This is a genomic window from Metabacillus malikii, assembly GCF_030813355.1.
GTDB lineage: Bacteria > Bacillota > Bacilli > Bacillales > Bacillaceae > Metabacillus > Metabacillus malikii.
The window spans coordinates 1-18,740 of sequence record NZ_JAUSUD010000008.1; the positions used below are offsets into that span (position 1 = coordinate 1).

Below are 18,740 nucleotides of genomic sequence, written 5' to 3' on the forward strand. Positions count from 1 at the left end.
GTATTCTTATTTACCGCAGGAGCTTGAAAATCAGTTCAAAGGGAAATTAGCTGTGTTTTTATTTACCGGTAAGACTAGAAAAGCGGAGCAAAGGGAAATTAGACGTATTCTTATTTACCGCAGGAGCTTGAAAATCAGTTCAAAGGGAAATTAGCTGTGTTTTTATTTACCGGTAAGACTAGAAAAGCGGAGCAAAGGGGAATTAGACGTATTCTTATTTACCGCAACAACTTGAAAATCGAATCAAAGGTAAAATAGACGTCTCTTCATTTACCGTATTAGCTAGAAACAGGAATCAAAGGGAAATTAGCCTTATCCTTATTTACCGCTGAATCTTGAAATAGAAATCAAAGGTAAATTAGCATTCTCAGATGGCTCTCCTGTTCCCTTTAAAAGGAAGCAGAAGAACCGTCCCCATGCTTTCTATCGGTTTTGCAGGTATACTTTTAGTACGTTTGCTAATTCTTGCTCATTTTGCTGTGAGCGGATGTAGTAGTGATCGCCGTCAACGTATGAATGAAAGTCCTTATGTCCTTCATTCATTAGGAAATCGTCTATATCTTTAACAGACTCTTGTGCTGTTAATAGTTGTTTCTGACCAATATAGTCATCATTTACATAAACATCGTAGCGGTCATTAAAAACCTTTGTTTGATATGATTGGTTAAACATATCTAAGGCGGCAAATCTGCCCCCTCTTCCCACTTCAAACAAATCATCGTATACCATATTATAAACCTCCCATTCGATTTACTTTCAGTGTTTCCTGAATAGGCTATAATATGTTGGATTTGTTTGGAGGGATTATCTTCAAATGGCAAATCTCCAAATGATAAAGCATGCTACCTAATGATATTAAAAGTCAAAGAGCGAATCCCCATTAGCATCTTCCTCTTCAATTTTATTATCTGGAAGTGGACTAGCCGTCTTTACAGGTGCAAGATTTCCCATCATTTTTTGTAATTCCGATTGATTAATCTCATTTGTTTTTGGTGAAGGTATGTGTAATGAATTCTTTTCAGCTAAGACAACATCACATAAAGATTTAATCACAATTAAGGATTCTCTGATTTCATTGTCATTTTGACTAGCTTTTGCTTTTCGTAACTCATCGTCCATCTTTTGAAGTAGCTTTGAAACATGGATGTTCACTGCCTCGCCTCCCTTGCTTTAGGTTCAAATTTTAGACAAGTCATTCCGGATGATTGTTTAACCATCATTGCGGGACGGCTTTTTGACTTGAAGCCATATGCCCGACAACCATTTGGGTAGCGATTATCCCATGTAACATAAAAATGTTTGCATTTTATGCAATTCACTGCCGACTCTTTCATCTTCATATAGCTCCTTACTATATTAAAATTTATTTGTGTATTACGTTTGAACGACCTAACTAGTCGTTTAGAAACTTAAGTTCACAATCTTAAAGGGCCCAATCAATTCCTGTTATTTGCTGCTGTTTTAAATAAACGTTTGTTTTAGAAAACGGACGACTTCCAAAAAAACCCTTCCTTGCAGAAAATGGACTTGGATGTGGTGATTCAATCACATAGTGATGTTTTGATGTAATAAGTGTTTTTTTTGCCCCTGCATGTTTTCCCCACAAAATAAATACAATCGGCTGAGAACGACTATTGAGTAATGAAATGATGTTATCTGTAAAACGTTCCCACCCTATCCCCTTATGTGAATTAGGCTCTCCTTGCCTTACAGTTAAAACAGTATTTAAAAGTAATACTCCTTGTTTAGCCCAATTTTCCAGCGATCCGCTTTCAGGGTACGAACAACCTATATCTGATTGTAATTCTAAAAATATATTTCTTAGCGATGGCGGTAACTTCACATCAGGCTGTACCGAGAAGCTTAATCCATGAGCCTGTCCCGCACCGTGGTATGGGTCTTGACCTAAAATGACTACCTTAACCGAAGAATAAGGTGTTTTATTTAAAGCATTAAATATTACATCTTGCTGTGGAAAAACTGTATGTTTCTCATACTCAGCTTCTAAAAAAGCTGCAAGCTCTCTAAAATATGGCTGTTTAAATTCTTCCGTTAACAGCTCGTCCCACTCTTTATTTAATATATATTCCATATCGCTCACCCTTTTCTGTCACAGGACTTTTTAGTGAATCTACTCAATATGAATTTTATATCCATGTTGCCATGTATCATGACAAACATAATAATTTCCTGTACATAGCTTACATCAATATTTTCTTCATGAACATGCTTAACATTTTCCTATAAATTTTCAAATGACGCTAATAAACTAATAATGAAATTCACATTTCAAAACGGGAATTATAAAATCTTATAATCTACTACATATCTTAACATAGATAAAAATTGAGTGACTAGCTTAGATAGAGGACTTCATTACATGAAAGGGGTACACTGATGGTGGATTTAAATTTCAAAAAAAGACTCTAGTAATGAACTAGAGCCTACTCGGAACGTTCATTCCGATACCATTTATTAAAATAAAGGGGGGGATTAGTCCTATTATGGACGGAATACGATTATCTTATACTAGTAAATTTCATTATTTTATTTTTCTTTTCAATTCATTTATAAAACGTAAGAAAGCTTGCTGACCAGCTTCTGTCCGTTTAAAGACACCTGAATGCTCTAAAATTGTTGCAAACACCTTACCTACTTCATCAAGCAATAATTGATAGCTTGTTTGATGTGAATGATTGTTTTCAGTTATTTTTACAACCCAATCGTAATGCTTTGAAAGATCAGGGTCTTCTAAAATTACCTTTTTATCTTTTCCGTTGTCTAAAATTGCAGCGATACCTTTCAGTTCATCTAGTAATCTTCCAGGTAATACAGCTAATCCCATCACTTCGATGAGGCCGATATTTTCCTTCTTAATATGATGTACTTCTTCATGTGGATGGAAGATACCGAATGGATGCTCTTCACTTGTACGATTATTCCGTAAGACTAAGTCTAATTCAAACAGCTCACCACGTCTTCTTGCGATTGGCGTAATCGTATTATGTGGAGTGTCCCCTGTAAATGCATGGATTTCGGCTAGTTCATCATGATATTGTTTCCATTCTCTAAGAATTTCGTCTGCTGCAGCAATTAAGTCGTGTTGATTAAGTCCCTGTAAACGTATGACCGACATAGGCCATTTCACTGTACCGAATTGAACATCTTTATATTTTTCCAATTGAAATGTATGCTCAATTTTAGCAACTTCCATAGGGAATGTATGATGTCCACCTTGGAAATGGTCATGACTTAATATTGAACCCCCGACAATTGGCAAATCGGCATTCGAGCCTAGAAAATAATGAGGATATTGCTCGACGAATTGGAGTAGCTTTGTAAAAGTATGTTTCGATACTTTCATTGGCTTATGCTCTCCTGCAAGCACAATCGCATGCTCATGATAATACACGTAAGGTGAAAATTGTAAATACCATTGCTCATTTTCTAATGTTACGGGAATAATTCGATGGTTTTGCCGTGCCGGATGGTCTAGTCTTCCCTCGTACCCTACATTTTCTTTGCAAAGCAAGCATGTTGGATATTCACTTTTTTGCATGAGACGTGCAGCTGCAATGGCTACTGGGTCTTTTTCAGGTTTTGACAAGTTGATTGTCATTTGTAAATCACCGTATTCCGTTGGAGCGAGCCATTTCTCATTTTTAGCAATTCGGTCGGTGCGAATATAATGGACATCTTGGGATAGTTGGTAAAATGCAGCAGTCGCTTCCTTTGGTCCATCAGTATCTACTGCTTCATTGAAGCTGCGAATCACTTCACCTTGTGATGGAACTAAGCATCCCATAATCTTTGTATCTAGTAAATCGCGGTATGTTACGGTATTTTCCTGTAGACGGCCATTTTCTGCAGACCAATCTAACATATTTTCAAGTATTGGTACTGGTGAAGCAAGTTCTTCATCCTGTATTGTAGCTGATTTGTAATCATGAATCTGCAATACTTCTAAGATTCGATTACGTGATAAGTCGATATCCCATTGTGAAATGAGGTGTTTTTTTAATGCGTATTGCACTAATCGGTCAATTTCTGCGTTTATATTAATCGACATCAAATCATCCCCTATAAACGATTGGAAATAACGGGCAAGGTCTGCCACGTTATTCCCTTGTATATTTCATTATTTTTCGTAGCCTGTTGGATTCTTTTGAAACCAATTCCATGCACTTTCAATCATTGTGTGTAAATCGGCATATTTTGGTTTCCAACCAAGTTCCTTCATCGCCTTTTCAGATGATGCGATAAGGATCGCTGGGTCTCCTGCACGTCGTGGAGCGATTTCTTGAGGGATTGGATGGCCTGTTACCTTTCTGGCTGTTTCAATAACTTCTTTAACAGAGAAGCCACTTCCATTACCTAAGTTATAAGTTCCACTTTTGTTTTCTTTACGTAATTTTTCAATTGCTAAAATATGTGCATCCGCTAAGTCTGTTACGTGGATGTAATCACGAATACATGTACCATCTTCAGTATTATAATCGTCACCGAAAATCATTATCTTTTCACGGTCTCCTAATGCAACCTGTAAAATAATTGGAATTAGATGCGTCTCAGGTTGATGATCTTCACCTAGCTTCGCATCCATATGTGCGCCAGCAACATTAAAGTAGCGAAGAACTACATATTTAAGACCGTAAGCTTGCTCGCTCCATTTCAGCATTTTCTCAACAGCCAGCTTAGTTTCACCGTATGGATTTGTCGGTACAGTTGGATCTGTCTCAACAATTGGAATGTTCTGCGCTTCACCGTATGTTGCAGCAGTAGATGAAAAGACAATCTTCTTCACATTAAATTCTGTCATCACTTTTAATAGACACATTGTTCCGTAAACATTGTTTTCATAATATTGAAGTGGTTTTTCAACACTTTCGCCAACAAGAGAATCAGCTGCAAAGTGAATGACTGCTTCAACATTATTTTCCTGAAACACTTGTTTAAGGAACGATTCATCACGTAAATCACCATTGTAAAGTTTTGCCCCTTCTAATACAGCTGGTTTATGGCCTTTTTGAAGATTATCAACTACGATAACCTCTTCATTTCGATCTAAAAGTTCTGAAACTGCATGACTGCCAATATAACCTGCTCCACCACATACTAATATCGCCATTTAAATTCCTCCATTTTTTATATGATTTCTCTAGCCCCATCTCCAACATTTGCTACATAAAACTCTGCTGTAAGGCCTGTTTTTTCATTATATACTTTGCCTACTTCTTCTATAAACTGATTCAAGTTCGCATTATTTACGATAGATACTGTACATCCGCCAAAGCCTGCTCCTGTCATTCTTGAACCGATGACACCTTCCTGGGCAAGTGATGCCTCTACTAACGTGTCCAATTCAATGCCAGTTACTTCGTAATCATCGCGCAAAGATGTATGTGAGTCACACATAAGCTGTCCAAAGCTTTCAATATCTCCCTGTTGAAGCTTCTCTACTGCTTCCATTGTCCGCGCATTTTCATAAACAGCATGCTTTGCACGTTTGCGGTCAATATCATTTTGAATCAGATGAGCGTGCTGGTCGAATTGACTAGGTGTCAAATCACCTAACGATTGAATTGCAAGCTCTTTTTGTAAATCTTTCAAAGCACGTTCACACTCAGAACGTCTTTCATTGTATTTTGAATCTGCTAAAGCTCTTCGTTTATTCGTATTTGCAATAACAAGTGATGCATCGTCAAGGACGATTGGACTGTATGTGTATTCCAAGCTACTACAATCTAAGAGAATTGCATGATCCTTCTTGCCCATCCCGATTGCAAACTGGTCCATAATCCCACAGCTTACTCCGATAAATTCATTTTCAGCATGTTGACTCATTTTCACTAAATCAACACTTGTAAAGCTAGTTTCGTATAACGATTGAAGTGTAACTGCTGTCACAAGCTCAATTGAAGCAGACGATGATAAGCCTGCACCATTTGGGATGTTGCCGTAATATACGATATCAAAGCCTTTCTCTATTTCAATCCCCTTATCTATGAATTCCTTTAAAACTCCTTTTGGATAATTCGCCCAATCATGCTCCTTCTGAAAAGCAATCTCATCATTTAATGAAATCGAAATGACACCAATAGTCGGAAAGTTCATTGAATATAGTTGAATCTTATTATCGTCACGTGATGCAACGACAGCATAAGTCCCAAAGGTCAATGCACAAGGAAATACATGACCTCCATTATAATCTGTATGTTCACCAATTAAATTAACGCGTCCAGGTGCAAAAAAGTTCCTTACATTTCTACCTTCACCAAACAGCTTCGTAAATTGCTCACGCATTTGTTCTTTCATTCAAATCACCCTTCATTATAGCCTATTTTTCTAAAGATTTCCTTTTCTTTTACAAATCCTATATAGCCATTTTTAATGTGTTGTTACGTTTATTTTAGATTTCATTTCTTTCCGATACAATGGTAAAATCAATTTAAAGATATAGTCATTTTTTGCTTTGAGTAACTATTTCTCGCAAGCAAAACTAATAGCTATTTCGCTTTGTTGAACGTAACTCTTTGTATAGAAACATCCTTTTTTTGCTCAATCTTTCAAAAAGGGTTATAAAAGGGGGGATTTTTTGCTGTGGAACAAAAAACAGGGGCGATCGTCTTTCGATTTACTGATGATGCCATAAATGAAATAGCGCAAATATGGTCAGTCGGCTGGGATGAACAACATTCAACAATCTATAATTGGAGCGGAACAGAACGAAAGGACCAAGGAAAGTATATATTTCAATACACTTTATCAGGCCATGGGGAAATTTCAATAGATGGTCATGTTCATAAGGTTGGAGCTGGACAAGCCTTTATTGTCAGCAGTCCTAGTAATTATCATTATTATTTACCTAAGGATGCAGAAAAATGGGAATTTTTATATTTAACTTTATATGGACATGAGGTAAAACGTTGTTGGGACTATGTAAAAGAAACAACTAATCAAGTTCTGCATTTCCATCCAGAATCGACACCAATAAAGCTAATCAAAGAGATTTATGATGATGCAAAGGAACGTAAAATAACAAATGCATATAAAGGTTCAAAAATTGCTTATCATTTTATTATGGAATTATATGAATACTTATCAAATCTTGATAAATATATGGAGGATTGGTCTGAAGGCGTTATTCGTGCTGCACTATTCGCACGCAATAACTACCAAGATGATATTAGTTCCGATGAAATGGCTGCAGCATCACAGCTATCAAGATATCATTTCACTCGCATTTTTAAAAAAGAGACAGGGCTAACACCTGTGCAATATTTAACATCCATTCGCTTACAAAAGGCAACTGAACTTCTGCAGCAAACGAAATACACAGTTGATGAAATTGCCCAGCTTGTTGGATATAAAAACGCGAATTATTTAAATAAAGTTACAAGGAAACAGTTAGGGAAGTCGCCGGGTCAAATTAGACAAGGGGGGTAGTCAATTCCTGTTATTTGAAAAAAGCAATTGCAAGTTCAATTGCTTTTTTCATCATTTATTCACATTAATTTGAATCGAACCCTTCTCATGCATAATCGTCATTGTTGTTCCAGCTGTCATCATATTTTCTAATATATCTTTTGCAGCTTGTAGTGCAAACTCAATCCGTTCGAGCTTTTCCGTTTCCTCTTCCCTTTGCTCACTTGGGATTTCCCTCAAGTTTTTTGTATACTTTTGTGCTACTGAATGATAGTCAGAGATTTTTTCATATACTTCATCATATAATTCCTCAATTTCTCTTTTCATTGAGATCCGTCTCCCTTGTTCACTTCATACATCTATGATACAAAATGATGGACGGAATTTGAAGTATTCCATTAGTTAAATACCTTGTAATAATCTTTTATGAATCCAAATTGCTGCCTGGCATCCGTCTGCCATTGCAATCGTCACTTGTTCAGAGTGGGCGACAACATCACCCGCAGCCCAAACATTTGTAATATTCGTTTCTTTTGTTCGAGGATCGACTAGAATATGTTTATTCTCAAGTAGTTCAACCCCTAGCTTGCTTGCGATTTCAGAATGAACTTTATTTCCTCCAAAACCGATAAAAGCCTTATCCCCGTTAATAACTTGACCATTCGCTAATTGGACACCTTCAAATTCCTCAGTACCGACAATTGCCTCGATTTCTCCATCAATAATCGTGATGTTTTTTTGTTGAAGCTTTTCCTTTGCCTCTTGCTCTATTACTTTCCCACCATGATTGATAAAAGTTATTCTATTAGTAAAATATGTCAATGTTAGTGATAAATTTGCTCCAGTTTTCCCTGTTCCTAGAACTAAGGCTTGCTTATCCTTTACTTCATATCCATCACAATCTGGGCATACATAAATTGATCTTCCAAGCCATTGTTCAATATCCTTGATTTTTGGTATATTGTCTTTCACACCAGTTGAGATAAGTACTGTTTTTGTATGGTATGTTTCACCTTTAACAGTTTGCAGTGTGAATTCATTCTTATTTTTCTTTACATCACTTACTGTATCTTGTTGAAACAAAATCCCTAAAGAGGTTGCCTGCTGCTTCCCTAGTTCTCGCAATGTTTCACCACTAACTCCTTCAGGCCATCCTAAAATATTATGATATCCCCGGCATAAGTTTGAGCGACCGTTTTGATTATCAATTACTAACACATGGCGCAAATACCTTCCAAGTTGTATTGCTGCTTGTAAACCTGCAATGCCAGCACCTATGATGATACAATCATACGTTTTCCGACTCATATTATCACAATCCTTTGTTTTCTCTTATACGTAGACTGTGATAATTCTTGTCACATCATGTATGAACATGAAAATACTTAATAAAGTTATTTTGTCATCTTCACACCTTGTTGTTTTTTCATACTATTTTACTTTTTAGCTGAACCTACACTTTAAGACTTCTTGTTAGCAAAAAAACCCCGTGACATATTTATACACGGGGATTATGGTAGACTGTGGATAACCATTAAATTTTTTTCTAAAATTCAACTAATAACTTCCATTCATTCAAAAAATTAAGATATTAACAACTGATAGCTAAGTTAAGAACAAGATATCCACAGAAGTTATCAACATATCCACAATCTCTATCCACATTTTGTGTGGGTACATTCGTTCGCCACTATATCTATTAGAGCTTTCGTCTTTTATCAACAGGTTATGCACAGAAAATTCATGTTAATTCGCTACTTTCATATTAAATATCTCTTCATTTTCTGTCTTTCGACACCAAGGATGACAGTTTTCTACTTTAAGAAGTTCGATACTGACCACCATTCACATGGAGAACCTGCCCGGTCACATACCTGGAATCATCAGAAGCTAAATAAACATATGTTGGCGCTAACTCAAATGGCTGACCTGCACGCTTCATTTCTGTTTCGAGGCCAAAGGTAGCGACATTTTTTGCAGAAAAACTTGAAGGAATAAGAGGTGTCCAAATCGGACCTGGAGCTACGGCATTTACACGAATTCCTTTGTTCACTAATGATAAAGATAGCGACCTTGTAAATGTCGTGATTGCCCCCTTTGTAGCAGAGTAATCAATTAATGTTTTATGCCCTTCATACGCTGTAATAGATGTTGTATTTATAATTGAGCTGCCATCTTTAAGATGTGGTAAGCCTGCTTTGACTAAGTAAAAGAATGAAAATATATTTGTACGGAATGTTGCTTCTAATTGTTCTGCTGAAATATCTAGGATGCTTTTTTGCACGATTTGAATCGCATGGTTATTGATTAATATATCTAGTTTTCCAAAAGCTGTAACTGTCTGTTCCACAACTTGTTTAGCAGATTTCTCTTCTTTTAAATCACATGGAATTAGTAAGCATTTGCCACCTAATTCCTCGATACGTTGCTTCGTCTCCTTTGCATCACGATGCTCATTTAAGTAGGGAATAACTACATTTGCCCCTTCTTTTACAAAGGCATATGCTACTGCTCTTCCAATTCCACTATCTCCTCCAGTAATAATCGCTACTTTATCCTTTAACTTATTACTTCCTTTATAACTTGGATTTTCGGAGATCGGTCTCGGAACCATATTTGCCTCAATACCAGGATGACGATTTTGGTGTTGAGGGGGAAATGTTATTGGCTGGTTTTGACATTTCTGTTGCATAGCATAATATGGATAAATCGGATACTGATTCATAGGCATATCCTCCTTGTCACATTCTCTCAACTTAAATCTATTCCATACTAGCTTGTGTTCATCACAGATATTTTCAATTTCAGCACTTTTAATCGTTAGCTTGTGAAATTTCTCCATAAAAAAAGACTCATATCGTTATGAGCCCTCACTAGTTACTTTTTATTAAAGCCTTTACCTTCTACAAAATCTTTCATATACATTCTCGTTGGTCTTGATAATAATCCAGCCATTTGACCTGTCCATGTATCACTACGCTTACCATTTGTTCTTTTTTCGTAGTATGCTGCTATTTCTTTGTCATACTCTTTTAGCTGTTCATAATAGGCTGTTTTATCTTGAGTGTACTCATCTTCGTGATATACATGTTGCAGTGGTAGCCGTTGTTTCTTATCTGGGGACTGTGCAGGGTAACCTACTGCTACACCAAAAAGCGGCAGCACATAGTTTGGTGTTTTCAATAGCTCACATACATCGGCTAACTGGTTCCGTAATCCCCCAATGTATACAGCGCCTAAGCCCATTGCTTCTGCTGCAAGTACTGCATTTTGTGCCGCTAGTGTCGCATCAATCACAGCTACCATAAATTTTTCAGTACTTTGTAATATCTCCTTCGAATCCTGCTCATAATTTTCTGCAATTAATTGATGCCTATATAAATCAGCACAGAAGACAAAGAAGTGTCCATTGTTTGCGACATAGTCCTGTCCACCTGCTAATCCCGCTAATTTCTCTTTCTTTTGCTTATCCTTTACACCAATTATCGAATATGCCTGTACATAACTTGATGTTGAGGCAGCTTGTGCACTTTTGACAATTGTCTGGATTTGTTCATCTGATAATAGTTTTTCTTCAAATTTACGGATTGAACGATGATTTTGGATTAACTCAATTAATTTGTCCATTACTACCTTTCACTCCTTTAGTTGCTTAAATAACAAAAGGGATTAGAAATAATCCCCTCCTCAAGTCTATAATAACTCTTTTTGCTTTGTTTCTTCACCTAATATGAGTACAGCGAGTGCGCCAATTAAAATTGAAATGGCGAAGATAAAGAAAATTGTATAAATCGAAACATCAGCAGTTACTAAATAACCTACTAATAATGGTCCAAGAATCCCACCAACACGGCCAAATGAAGCCGCTAAACCTGTACCTGTGCCACGTATTTCAGTAGGGTAGTGTTCAGGTGAATATGCATATAAAGCACCCCAAGCACCTAAATTAAAGAATGAAAGGAAAATACCTGATGTTAGTAATAGTCCTAGACTTTCTGCATTACCGAAGAAGTATGCACTAACAGCTGTTCCAATTAAAAATGTGACGAGCACGAATTTCCGACCAGCACGCTCAATTAAAAAGGCTGCACTAAAATAACCTGGTAATTGTGCCAACGTCATAATTAACACATACTGAAAGCTTTGAATTAAGCTAAAACCTTTCATAACCATTACACTAGGCAGCCATAGAAACATGCCATAATAAGAAAAGACAACCGTAAACCATAATATCCAAAGCATTGTTGTTTGCTTGATATACGGTTTTGCCCATACTTTTGCAATCTTCCTTAAAGATGATTCCTTTTTCTCAGTTGTTTTTATCGCATTAAAGCTTGGTGAGTCTGGTAACTTTATTCTCAAGTAAAGTGCGTAAAACGCTGGAAGTGCAGTGATAATTAAAGCAGCCTGCCAGCCAAAATGCGGGATAACAAAGTAAGAAATGAGTGCAGCGATTAACCAGCCGCCAGCCCAAAAGCTTTCTAATAGAACGACGACCTTTCCACGCTCTTTCGCAGGGACACTCTCAGAAACAAGCGTTGATGCAACTGGCAGTTCCCCACCTAAACCCATGCCAATAAAGAACCTTAAAATTAAAAACATTGTTAAAGATGTCACAAATGCAGATAAACCACTTCCGATTGAAAACAAAAGAAGTGTGATGATAAAGACATTTTTTCTCCCAACACGGTCGGCCATCACACCAAATACTAATGCTCCAACTGCCATACCAATTGAGTTCATGCTACCAATCCAACCCATTTGATTTGATGTTAAATCCCAATCAACCTTTAAGGCAGCAATGATAAATGAAAGGATCCCAACATCCATTGCATCAAACATCCAGCCAAGTCCTGCTACACTTAAAAGTTTTTTCCTCGATAATTGTTCCGTTTTTTCCATCTTGACCACCCTTCAAATCGTTTCGCCATCTCACCTGATGTCAAATATGTATACAAAGCTGTAATATTAGGCGTCCATAAAACGTAATGATAATGTCTATACTCACTTATACTGCACTTATTTTAGGTTAGTCAATGTTTTATGCTTAACATGCCAAATTTTATCTTCCTTCATACATTTTCTAAGTATCTAGACACTTTTATTATTTTAAATCTTGTTTAACATTTTTTTCTTCTTATCACTTTCAACTTAAAAGGGAATATGATATAGTAATTGTAACAAAATGTTCACAAATTGTTCTCAATTTAGACAAACTTGGAAGCGTTAACAAATTTTTTTGTTAGGAGCTGATTAGAATGGACGTATTTTTCGCTTACTTATTAATTGCTAGTGCTTCTCCACTTTTTCTTTGGAAAGAGCATATAAAATTAGCTATATTTCAAATCCCAGTCATTGTTGCAATGTGGATTATGTTTACTCTATATATTAGTAATGACTATGGAATGGCAGGTCACTTAATGTTTGGCGGACTCTTCGCACTAAACGTTATCCTTGCCCATGTCACAGTATTTTACGTATTTGTTATCCCGTTTTTCAAACATTTGAAAAACAGTCGTCGACTTGTATAAGTTTTAAGGACCTGACTCAATTTGTAGTCAGGTCCTTTTTGTTTAGCATATAAACTCGGTCACGTGTTGTTCCCTCACTTTTAGAGGTTAGAGAATGGGCTAATCGTGTTGCTAAATTAGCAGATTTAATTTGTAAGAAGTCTCTCATTTGTTGGTTCGTAATAGTACGACCATTTAATAATAGGTAATCATCTAATGCAGCTAAGTGAGCATGCTTGTCCTTACATAAGCATTGTGGACACAGCCAATTCCCATACACTCTTTTCATTTGCTTATGTTCACATTCAGGACAAAATACACCTTTTATCAGTTCATCATATGTAATGTCATACTGCTTCAAGATGGAGCGCTCTAATGGAAAAGTGTTTTTTATTAGGAGTCGACTAAGTTTTTTTAGTTGTTTAGGTGTTTCCCGTTTCTCTTTGTACTTTTTTTCTAATTGTTGGATTTTGATAGGAAGAAAATTTGCATGGATAACCTTTTGGTTTGCTTCTTTATAATTTGCAGAGGTGCGGATGATTGTTTTTTCATTACTGATAACCACAAGTGAAATAATTGGCAGATTTGTTATTCCTTTTGTTGTTAACCAATTTTGTAGGTGCCGTTCTTGTCTTTTAAGTTGAATTAATGGATCTGGGAAAGCTGTTTCAATGCCATCTTTTGTCCGAATTAACTGATGGAAGTTTTCATCAAAATATAGGGAGCCGGCTATATTTTTCACTTCAATCATGATGATGAACTGACATGATAGAATCATTGTATCTATTTGAAAGTAATGTTGACCGTCCTCTAGTCGAAGGTCGTGGAGAACATAATAGTCTTTTTCAGGTAATAAGCTTAATGGATAATCTAGTGCCTTCTCGCCTTGATAGCCTGATCGTTGTTTAGCTAGATTTTCTTGCAAAAGTGGAACTTTATGATGTGTGACTGGTAACCGACGTAGTAATGCTTGCAATTTGAGGATTGTTAGAGGGATTGTACGCTCTTTACTAATCATTTAATCGCTCCTTTTATAAGTTTTGTAGTATATTCGCTTCTGTTACCATCGTTTCCTGCCAATTTCCTGAAAAAAATTGATGTTGTTTATGAATATGGTGGTGGAATCTGTCAACTTTTTAAGTTTATTTGTCAACAATCTTAGAAAATCTGTCAACTTCAGAGAAAAATCTGTCAAGTTTCCAATAAAATCTGTCATTCGACAAAATTCGCCCCTCTCTTGGCCCATGTGTTCCTCTACTATAACACCACACAAAAAAACACCGCATCTTAACGTTGATGCGGTGCTGTAACCCGTTCTTCAGCTACTTTCTTAATCACTCGGTTTCTCGTAATCAAAAAATTCTTCATATATTGCTCTAAAAAGAGCCGATCTGCTAGTTTACCGAGTACTCCGAGCGGTGATGTGTAGTCAAATGTATCGACCATGAGCGTGCCATTTGGTTTCTCAATGAATTCATGAGAATGATAGAACCTTTTAAAGGCACCCTTTTCCATTTCATCGACAAACCGATTCGGATAATCAAATTCAGTGATACGAACTGTAAGCTTTTGCTTGATACCGAAGTGGATCGCTTCCCATGTGACGGTTTCGTTTAATTCGATTAAGCCGCTCGTGACACCAGCAATGGCCTTTTCAAATGTTTGGCTAGTTGATTGTGTATGAATATCAATATCCCGTGCAACATCAAAACATATTTCACGAGGTGCGTAGATAAACATGTCTGTCTTAATGATTGGCACTTTCAATCTTCCTTATTTCTTAAGATTTAATTTCGCTAATGCATCTGCTAAAGCATTATTTGTAAATTCTTCATCTTGATTTTTCATATATTTTGCAACATCGCGTTTTGATACTTTGCTATTTTGGTTCTTTTTTCTTCTTTCTTGGAAGGTGGACATTTTCTCACGGTGACCACATTTGCAAGTGAACATTTGTCCTTCACCTTCACCTCTAAGCTCTAACTTCTTATGGCATTTCGGACAGCGTGCATTCGTCGTTCTCGCGATATTTTTCCGATATCCACATTCTCGGTCCTGACAGACTAGCATTTTTCCCTTTTTTCCATTTACTTCGAGCATGAGCTTGTTACATTCAGGACATTTGCTTCCTGTAAGATTGTCATGTTTAAAACGTTCTTTACTATTTTTGATTTCATGGACTATTTCTTTAGCGTAATTTCTCATGTCACTAATGAATGCTTTTTGTGACATTTGTCCCTTCGCTATTTTCGTTAGCTTTTGCTCCCATTCTGCTGTTAAGACAGGTGATTTTAAATCTTCAGGAACAAGATTTAACAGTTGCTTCCCTTTTGATGTAATGAAAAGGTCCTTCCCCTTCTTTTCAATTAGAAAACTGCTAAATAGTTTTTCAATAATATCTGCTCTCGTTGCAACTGTTCCAAGCCCACCTGTTTCACCAATTGTTTTAATTAACTCTTTACTTTCCCCAGCCATAAATTTCGATGGATTTTCCATCGCGGAGAGAAGGGTTGCTTCATTAAATCGAGCTGGTGGTTTTGTTTCTCCTGTCGTTTTTGTTAATGATTGGATTGGAAGTACGTCACCTTTATTCACTTGAGGGAGATTTTGATCGTCCTCATCCTCATCATCAAACGCATCGTATACTTCTTTCCAACCTTGGGCAATGATTCGCTTTCCTTTTGCGGAGAACGATTCACTATCAATTTTAGCTGTAATGACCGTTTGTTCGAATTGAAAGGCTGGTAGTAGGACGGCGATGAATCTTTTTACAACTAAATCATAAATTTTCCGTTCTTTATCACTTAATGCACTTAGTGGCACAGATTCCTCTGTCGGAATGATTGCATGGTGATCCGAAACCTTTTGGTCGTCAACAAATGATTTATTTGCTTTAATCGGTTTGCTTAGTATTTTTGCCACAGACGAAGCATATGGTTTCACTCTACAAGCTTCTAAGCGATCCTTTAACGTACCGACAATATCACTCGTAATATAACGTGAATCCGTCCGCGGATAGGTTAACACTTTATGCTGTTCATACAGTTTTTGCATGATTGATAGTGTTTCTTTTGCTGAAAACCCAAAGCGCTTATTTGCATCACGCTGCAACTCTGTTAAGTCATAAAGAGCTGGAGAATATGTCTTTTTCGGTGTTGTTTTTACATCGATGATATTAGCTGCTTTCCCATTTAATCGTTTTAGCAAGTCGTCAACCTGTTGCTCGACAAATGTTTTTGCATCGTTCGTTTTTGCATGGTGCCACGTTAGCGTAAGACCTCGATCGGTTTTCGCCTTAATACCAAAGAATTTCTTTGGCTTGAATGACTTTATTTCCTCTTCACGCTGTGCAATCATCGCAAGTGTAGGTGTTTGTACACGACCTGAAGATAGCTGGGCATTATACTTTGTTGTCAGTGCACGAGTAGCATTCAACCCGATTAGCCAGTCTGCCTCCGCGCGCGCAACAGCCGAAGCATAGAGATTCTCATACGCTTTTCCACTTTTAAGGTTACGAAAGCCATCGATTATCGCTTTATCTGTCACTGATGAAATCCAAAGACGTTTTATCGGCTTGTTAACACGGACTTTATCTAAAATCCAGCGGGCAACGAGCTCACCTTCCCGACCTGCATCAGTTGCGATAACAATGTCTTGAACATCCTTACGTAATAGCTGTGATTTCACAGCTTGGAACTGCTTTCCTGTCTTTTTAATGACAACAAGCTTTAAATGTGGTGGCAGCATCGGTAAATCTTCTAATCGCCACGATTTATACTGGTCTCCGTAATTTTCCGGGTCAGCTAATGTGACAAGATGCCCAAGTGCCCATGTTACAATATATTTGTCTCCTTCTAGAAACCCATTACCTTTTTTATGACATTTTAATACTCTAGCTAAATCTCTTCCTACTGAAGGTTTTTCAGCAATAACGACTGTTTTACTCATACGAACATCCTTTCAATATGTTAAGAGGTCCAACCCTCAGGCTCATATAAAGTTATGATTATTTTAAGAGTTGCCTTAAGCTTTATTAAAAAAAAACGAATTGTTTACCAAGTGCCTTATTCTATTATAGGTGTTATTGGGTAGGAAATCTAATAGGTTCCACTCGTTTGTCAAACAAGATTGTTTCAATCGATTACCAGTAGCATATTAAATAAAACAATAGTAGAATGAGCAAAGATACTGTAAGTTTTGGAGGTAAAAATATGAGTCTTTTATCAATCGATAATCTTAGCCATAGCTTCGGTGACCGCACGCTGTTTAAAGATGTTTCGTTGCGCTTATTAGCAGGTGAACGTGTTGGGCTTGTCGGGGCAAATGGTGTCGGGAAATCGACATTAATGAATATCATTACAGGACAGCTCATTTATGATACTGGTCGTGTCGAATGGACACCAGGAGTTCGTTATGGGTACCTTGATCAACATACTGTCTTGACGAAGGGAAAAACGATTCGAGATATATTAAATGATGCGTTTCTTCCTTTATTTGAGCAAGAGAAGGAATTAAATGCAGTTACAGATAAAATGGCAACTGCAACACCTGAGGAATTAGAAGAATTGCTTGAGCAAATGGCAAAAATTCAAGACCGTCTTGATGCAGGCGGATTTTACTTATTAGATATGAAAGTGGAAGAAACAGCTAGAGGACTAGGGCTTGATGCAATTGGACTTGACCGTGACGTTTCGGCATTAAGTGGTGGACAACGAACAAAGGTCTTATTAGCAAAGCTATTATTAGAACAGCCCGATGTATTATTACTGGATGAGCCAACGAACTATTTAGATGTTGAGCATATCAAATGGCTAAGTAACTATTTAAGAGAGTATCCAAATGCGTTTCTATTAATCTCACATGATACTGAATTTATGAACGGTGTCTCGAATGTTATTTTTCATTTAGAATTTTCAAAGCTTACTCGTTATACAGCTACTTACGAAAAGTTTCTTGAGCTTGCAGAAATTAATAAAAACCAGCACCTCCAAGCATATGAAAAGCAACGTGAATTTATTAAAAAGCAGGAAGATTTCATTGCGAAAAATAAAGCACGTTATTCAACAACTGGCCGTGCAAAAAGCCGCCAAAAGCAGCTGGACAGAATTGAACGTATTGACCGTCCAGAAACAGCACTAAAACCTACCTTCGAATTTAAAGAATCTAGAGGTAGCAGCCGTTATGTGTTTGAGGCGAAGGATTTAGAAATCGGCTATGATAAGCCATTACTTCCAAAGCTAACCATGACGATTGAGCGCGGTGAAAAGATTGCAATTGTCGGTTGTAACGGAATCGGAAAATCTACATTATTGAAAACCATACTAGGTAAATTGAAGCCACTAGGCGGAACGACGAATCATGGTGATTTCTTATTCCCATCTTACTTTGAACAAGAGGTCAAAGCAGCTGATATCACACCTATTGATGATGTATGGAATGCCTTTCCACATCTTGACCAGCATCAAGTACGGGCATTGCTAGCACGCGCAGGCTTAAAAAACGAACATATCTCACGTCCATTAGCACAATTAAGTGGTGGAGAACAAGCCAAAGTCCGCCTCTGCAAGTTAACAATGGAAGAAAGCAACTGGCTCCTATTTGACGAACCAACAAACCATCTAGATGTTATCGCGAAAGAAGAACTAAAACGTGCCATCAAAGCATACAAAGGCACCGTCGTCCTCGTCTGTCACGAACCTGACTTTTATGAAGATTGGGTCACGAAAGTTTGGGATATTGAGGATTGGGCTACCAATTAAAACCCGGGGACAGTCCCCCTAGAGAGCATATGCTAAATTACTTTAG

The 18,740-nt window shown here is 37.1% G+C and carries 17 protein-coding genes; 3 read left to right on the forward strand and 14 right to left on the reverse strand.

Going from position 1 to position 18,740, the window contains the following annotated elements:
• Positions 1 to 423: 423 nt before the first annotated feature.
• The 6 genes from J2S19_RS09590 to J2S19_RS09615 form a co-directional block, all read right to left on the reverse strand.
• Positions 424 to 729, reverse strand: a complete 306-nt coding sequence (locus J2S19_RS09590; protein ID WP_307340731.1) for a hypothetical protein — start codon at positions 727 to 729, stop codon at positions 424 to 426.
• A 126-nt stretch (positions 730 to 855) separates the two neighbouring features.
• Entirely contained in the window at positions 856 to 1,152 is a 297-nt protein-coding gene (locus tag J2S19_RS09595) for a YwdI family protein (RefSeq protein WP_307340734.1), read from the reverse strand.
• 271 nt (positions 1,153 to 1,423) lie between these two features.
• Entirely contained in the window at positions 1,424 to 2,092 is a 669-nt protein-coding gene (locus J2S19_RS09600; protein WP_307340737.1) for a uracil-DNA glycosylase, read from the reverse strand.
• A gap of 450 nt (positions 2,093 to 2,542) precedes the next feature.
• Positions 2,543 to 4,063 carry a UDP-glucose--hexose-1-phosphate uridylyltransferase gene (gene galT / locus J2S19_RS09605; RefSeq protein ID WP_370875116.1) on the reverse strand — a complete coding sequence of 507 codons (1,521 nt, stop codon included), beginning with the start codon at positions 4,061 to 4,063 and terminating at the stop codon, positions 2,543 to 2,545.
• 75 nt (positions 4,064 to 4,138) lie between these two features.
• Positions 4,139 to 5,128, reverse strand: coding sequence for a UDP-glucose 4-epimerase GalE (gene galE, locus J2S19_RS09610; RefSeq protein WP_307340744.1), 990 nt, complete (start codon positions 5,126 to 5,128; stop codon positions 4,139 to 4,141).
• A gap of 17 nt (positions 5,129 to 5,145) precedes the next feature.
• On the reverse strand, positions 5,146 to 6,315 hold the full coding sequence (locus J2S19_RS09615; RefSeq protein ID WP_307340746.1) for a galactokinase: 1,170 nt from the start codon (positions 6,313 to 6,315) through the stop codon (positions 5,146 to 5,148).
• A gap of 285 nt (positions 6,316 to 6,600) precedes the next feature.
• Between J2S19_RS09615 and J2S19_RS09620 the strand changes: the two genes are divergently transcribed.
• Positions 6,601 to 7,446 (forward strand): AraC family transcriptional regulator, encoded by an 846-nt coding sequence (locus J2S19_RS09620; protein ID WP_307340749.1) that lies wholly within the window; start codon positions 6,601 to 6,603, stop codon positions 7,444 to 7,446.
• A 51-nt stretch (positions 7,447 to 7,497) separates the two neighbouring features.
• Here the strand turns inward: J2S19_RS09620 and J2S19_RS09625 are convergent, their stop codons facing one another.
• The 5 genes from J2S19_RS09625 to J2S19_RS09645 form a co-directional block, all read right to left on the reverse strand.
• Positions 7,498 to 7,752: a hypothetical protein gene (locus J2S19_RS09625; protein WP_307340752.1), complete on the reverse strand. Its 255-nt coding sequence runs from the start codon at positions 7,750 to 7,752 to the stop codon at positions 7,498 to 7,500.
• Positions 7,753 to 7,827: 75 nt separating this feature from the next.
• Positions 7,828 to 8,733 (reverse strand): NAD(P)/FAD-dependent oxidoreductase, encoded by a 906-nt coding sequence (locus J2S19_RS09630; RefSeq protein WP_307340757.1) that lies wholly within the window; start codon positions 8,731 to 8,733, stop codon positions 7,828 to 7,830.
• Positions 8,734 to 9,244: 511 nt separating this feature from the next.
• Positions 9,245 to 10,150 carry an SDR family oxidoreductase gene (locus J2S19_RS09635; protein WP_307340758.1) on the reverse strand — a complete coding sequence of 302 codons (906 nt, stop codon included), beginning with the start codon at positions 10,148 to 10,150 and terminating at the stop codon, positions 9,245 to 9,247.
• A gap of 152 nt (positions 10,151 to 10,302) precedes the next feature.
• Entirely contained in the window at positions 10,303 to 11,052 is a 750-nt protein-coding gene (gene nfsA / locus J2S19_RS09640) for an oxygen-insensitive NADPH nitroreductase (protein ID WP_307340760.1), read from the reverse strand.
• Between the two features lie 66 nt (positions 11,053 to 11,118).
• Positions 11,119 to 12,327: an MFS transporter gene (locus J2S19_RS09645; protein WP_307340763.1), complete on the reverse strand. Its 1,209-nt coding sequence runs from the start codon at positions 12,325 to 12,327 to the stop codon at positions 11,119 to 11,121.
• A 356-nt stretch (positions 12,328 to 12,683) separates the two neighbouring features.
• On the opposite strand from J2S19_RS09645, the gene J2S19_RS09650 reads away from it, so the two are divergent.
• Entirely contained in the window at positions 12,684 to 12,956 is a 273-nt protein-coding gene (locus J2S19_RS09650) for a spore morphogenesis/germination protein YwcE (RefSeq protein WP_307340768.1), read from the forward strand.
• A 16-nt stretch (positions 12,957 to 12,972) separates the two neighbouring features.
• Here J2S19_RS09650 and J2S19_RS09655 read toward each other — a convergent pair whose 3' ends face one another.
• The 3 genes from J2S19_RS09655 to J2S19_RS09665 all read right to left on the reverse strand — a co-directional run bounded on the left by J2S19_RS09655 (position 12,973) and on the right by J2S19_RS09665 (position 16,883).
• Entirely contained in the window at positions 12,973 to 13,953 is a 981-nt protein-coding gene (locus tag J2S19_RS09655) for a nuclease-related domain-containing protein (protein WP_307340771.1), read from the reverse strand.
• A 269-nt stretch (positions 13,954 to 14,222) separates the two neighbouring features.
• Positions 14,223 to 14,696 carry an SRPBCC family protein gene (locus J2S19_RS09660; protein ID WP_307340774.1) on the reverse strand — a complete coding sequence of 158 codons (474 nt, stop codon included), beginning with the start codon at positions 14,694 to 14,696 and terminating at the stop codon, positions 14,223 to 14,225.
• A gap of 12 nt (positions 14,697 to 14,708) precedes the next feature.
• Positions 14,709 to 16,883, reverse strand: coding sequence for a DNA topoisomerase III (locus J2S19_RS09665; RefSeq protein WP_307340776.1), 2,175 nt, complete (start codon positions 16,881 to 16,883; stop codon positions 14,709 to 14,711).
• A 263-nt stretch (positions 16,884 to 17,146) separates the two neighbouring features.
• On the opposite strand from J2S19_RS09665, the gene J2S19_RS09670 reads away from it, so the two are divergent.
• Positions 17,147 to 18,694: an ABC-F family ATP-binding cassette domain-containing protein gene (locus J2S19_RS09670; protein WP_307340779.1), complete on the forward strand. Its 1,548-nt coding sequence runs from the start codon at positions 17,147 to 17,149 to the stop codon at positions 18,692 to 18,694.
• Positions 18,695 to 18,740 lie beyond the last annotated feature (46 nt).

Coding starts and splice junctions, on each gene's coding strand:
- J2S19_RS09650 (WP_307340768.1), top strand. CDS start 12,684: ATGGACGTATTTTTCGCTTACTTATTAATTGCTAGTGCTTCTCCACTT.
- nfsA (WP_307340760.1), bottom strand. CDS start 11,052: ATGGACAAATTAATTGAGTTAATCCAAAATCATCGTTCAATCCGTAAA.
- J2S19_RS09655 (WP_307340771.1), bottom strand. CDS start 13,953: ATGATTAGTAAAGAGCGTACAATCCCTCTAACAATCCTCAAATTGCAA.
- galE (WP_307340744.1), bottom strand. CDS start 5,128: ATGGCGATATTAGTATGTGGTGGAGCAGGTTATATTGGCAGTCATGCA.
- J2S19_RS09665 (WP_307340776.1), bottom strand. CDS start 16,883: ATGAGTAAAACAGTCGTTATTGCTGAAAAACCTTCAGTAGGAAGAGAT.
- J2S19_RS09590 (WP_307340731.1), bottom strand. CDS start 729: ATGGTATACGATGATTTGTTTGAAGTGGGAAGAGGGGGCAGATTTGCC.
- J2S19_RS09615 (WP_307340746.1), bottom strand. CDS start 6,315: ATGAAAGAACAAATGCGTGAGCAATTTACGAAGCTGTTTGGTGAAGGT.
- J2S19_RS09670 (WP_307340779.1), top strand. CDS start 17,147: ATGAGTCTTTTATCAATCGATAATCTTAGCCATAGCTTCGGTGACCGC.
- J2S19_RS09600 (WP_307340737.1), bottom strand. CDS start 2,092: ATGGAATATATATTAAATAAAGAGTGGGACGAGCTGTTAACGGAAGAA.
- J2S19_RS09625 (WP_307340752.1), bottom strand. CDS start 7,752: ATGAAAAGAGAAATTGAGGAATTATATGATGAAGTATATGAAAAAATC.
- J2S19_RS09645 (WP_307340763.1), bottom strand. CDS start 12,327: ATGGAAAAAACGGAACAATTATCGAGGAAAAAACTTTTAAGTGTAGCA.
- J2S19_RS09630 (WP_307340757.1), bottom strand. CDS start 8,733: ATGAGTCGGAAAACGTATGATTGTATCATCATAGGTGCTGGCATTGCA.
- J2S19_RS09635 (WP_307340758.1), bottom strand. CDS start 10,150: ATGAATCAGTATCCGATTTATCCATATTATGCTATGCAACAGAAATGT.